Annotated in this window: 2 protein-coding genes and 1 tRNA gene; all 3 read left to right on the top strand. The window is 62.3% G+C overall.

Annotated features, from left to right (window positions below):
- Positions 1-438 (top strand): enoyl-CoA hydratase/isomerase family protein (locus GVL61_RS24320; RefSeq protein WP_235037901.1); only part of this gene is annotated, 438 nt, incomplete at its 5' end.
- Between the two features lie 108 nt (positions 439-546).
- Positions 547-2,031, top strand: a complete 1,485-nt coding sequence (locus GVL61_RS24315; protein WP_159983846.1) for a GGDEF domain-containing protein — start codon at positions 547-549, stop codon at positions 2,029-2,031.
- Positions 2,032-2,170: 139 nt separating this feature from the next.
- A tRNA-Gly gene (locus GVL61_RS24310) sits at positions 2,171-2,244 on the top strand.
- Positions 2,245-2,540: the final 296 nt, after the last annotated feature.

Raw genomic sequence — 2,540 nt, 5'->3', positions numbered from 1 at the left:
GGCATGGGTTGGGCTATGGCCTGCGACCTGCGGTTCGCGTCGGAGCGTGCGCGTTTTTCCACCGCGTTCCTCAGCGTCGGCGTATCGGGAGACATGGGCCTCGCCTGGAGCCTCGCCCGCATCATCGGCGGGGCACGGGCGCGAGAACTGCTGTTTTTCCCGGAACGCTTCGGCGCCGGGGAAGCGCACCGCCTTGGCCTCGTCACCCGCCTGTTCGCAGCCGACGCCCTTCACTGCGAAGCACTGACGCTGGCCGAACACCTGGCAAAACGCGATCCGCTGGCTCTGCGGCTCATGAAGGCCAACTGCCTCTCGGCCGAAACACTGCCCATCGACGAATACATCGAAGTCGAATCGGCCCGCCACTTACAGACCACCAGTCGCCCGGAACTTGTGAGCCTGATGAGCGAAGGTCATGCCCGGGACAAGGGAAAGTGAACAATTTCCGCCGGCTATCGCTGCATCTGTCAGGATTCCCAATTAACCTTCGATCAACATCAATATGCGAAATAACGATGGAATAGTGCCCCGCGTCAGGAAAGTACCATGCGGCACCCGACCAGGCCGATCATTGCCATACTTCCGATCCTGTTTCTGGCAGCCCATGCCGGAACGATGCTTCTGGCTCGGGACGCGGCGATGCAGGTTTCCTTCGTATGGCTGATCGCCGCCCCCGTCGCCGCAGGTTTCGCAGCGCTGTACCGGGGCTGGAAAGAAGGGCTGGAGGGCTGGGTCTCGGTCGGTGCGGCAATGCTGTGCTGGGCCGGTGGAATGGTCGCAACGGTGGTCAACACGCTGTTCCTCGACATCACCAGCGAAGACCGACTGAGCATGTTGCTCTACGTGCTCTACGGCGTGCCCCTGATCTTCACCCTCGTCAGCCCCGAGGATGAAAAGTGGCCCGTACGCCTTGTCGACGCTGCCATGGCGGCTGCACTGGGCGCCCTTTTCTACGCCTACATCTGCCATCTGAGCACCGCCACCGGCACCGCGCCGCAGGGCATCGACGAACTGCGGATGATGTTCGACATCGAGAACGGCTTCATCGCTGTCTTTGCGATCATGCGCTACTTCGCGCGCCCCGGCCGGCGGCTCGGCTTCTTTCGAACGGTGACGGCCTATGCCATCGCCTACCTGGTCTGCGCGGCCTACATGAACCATTATCAGGGCGACAGCGACTACGGCCACCCGGTGGACGTGATCATCGACCTGCCCTTCCTGCTGCTGATGTGGCTTGCCCTTCAAGGCGGCTTCCCGCGCGCCTCGGCGTCCACCAGTTCACGCGCTTTCGCCCGAGTGGTGCAGGCGGGCAGCCCGATGCTGATCCCGGTGACCTTGCTCACCGTATCCGTGCTGCTGGTGGCCTATGACCCGGAGATGGCGATCACCGGCTGCGTCATAGCCTCCATCGGCTACGGCCTGCGCACCGTTCTGGTGCAGCTTCGCAATTTCGAAGAGCAGGACCAGCTCACGCTGCTGTCCCACGTCGATGCCCTCACCTGCATCCCCAACCGGCGCCGCTTCGACGAAGTGCTGCGCCGGGAATGGAGCCGCCGCGAGCAGTCTGCGGATCAACTCGCGCTGCTGATGATAGATATCGACCACTTCAAGCAGCTCAACGACCATTTCGGCCACGCCGTCGGCGACGAACGGCTGCGTAGTGTCGCAGCGGCCCTGAACGAATGCGCGCGCAGCGATTACGATCTCGTCGCCCGCTACGGCGGAGAAGAGTTCGCCGCGATCCTCGTCGACATAGATCCGCGCGATGCCGCAAGGATTGCGGAACGGATGCGCGCGGCAGTGGAAGCACTGCTGATGCCGCTGGGACGCAGCGCGGGCATCGTGACGGTCAGCATCGGCCTGGCCTGCGCCAATTCGCTGGACACCGGCGTCGAAGACTTCGTCGCATCGGCCGACGCCGCGCTCTACGAAGCGAAGAGAAATGGCAGAAATCAGGTCATCCAACGCGCCGCACCGGCCTTGCGCGTGGTACAATCAGCTGCCGCACCGCACGGCGGCAGAGCGGCCTGATCGCAAGCTTAGGACAGACAGACGAGGCCCAGGAAACGAGACGTTGACGCAGAGCCCGTCATCGTGGCACTAGGCCCCTCGCCTCAGCGGAGCAAATCCCTGAAAACGGCGCGCGAAAATCAGGCCAAGCGCTTGCAACGCGGGTGTAGCTCAATGGCAGAGCAGAAGCTTCCCAAGCTTACGACGAGGGTTCGATTCCCTTCACCCGCTCCATTTTCCTATCCATCGACGTTCGTATCTGTCTGGACAGACCGCACAAACCCGCGGTATTTCAGCCTTTATTGGCCACCCTCGTTCCAAGCCGTCCGCATACAACCCTCGTTCGTTGGGGGCCATTGTGGGGGCCACGCGATGGGGGCCAGTCAGGATGGCGCAAATGTGGTGTTGATTGCCACTGAGATGTGACCCGGGGGGCGTATAAATTACCATTGAGAATTGACCCATGTTTCCCTCGCCTCCGGCTGCCAGTCGGAGGGTCGTGGAGTGATCGACATGGACTTACTCAGTGT

The sequence above is a fragment of the Novosphingobium sp. 18050 genome (genome assembly GCF_902706195.1).
GTDB lineage: Bacteria > Pseudomonadota > Alphaproteobacteria > Sphingomonadales > Sphingomonadaceae > Novosphingobium.
This window is presented reverse-complemented; position numbering and strand designations above follow the sequence as displayed.

What these genes read in the sequence shown, in the direction of transcription:
- GVL61_RS24315 (WP_159983846.1), top strand. Translation starts at nt 547, where the DNA reads ATGCGGCACCCGACCAGGCCGATCATTGCCATACTTCCGATCCTGTTT.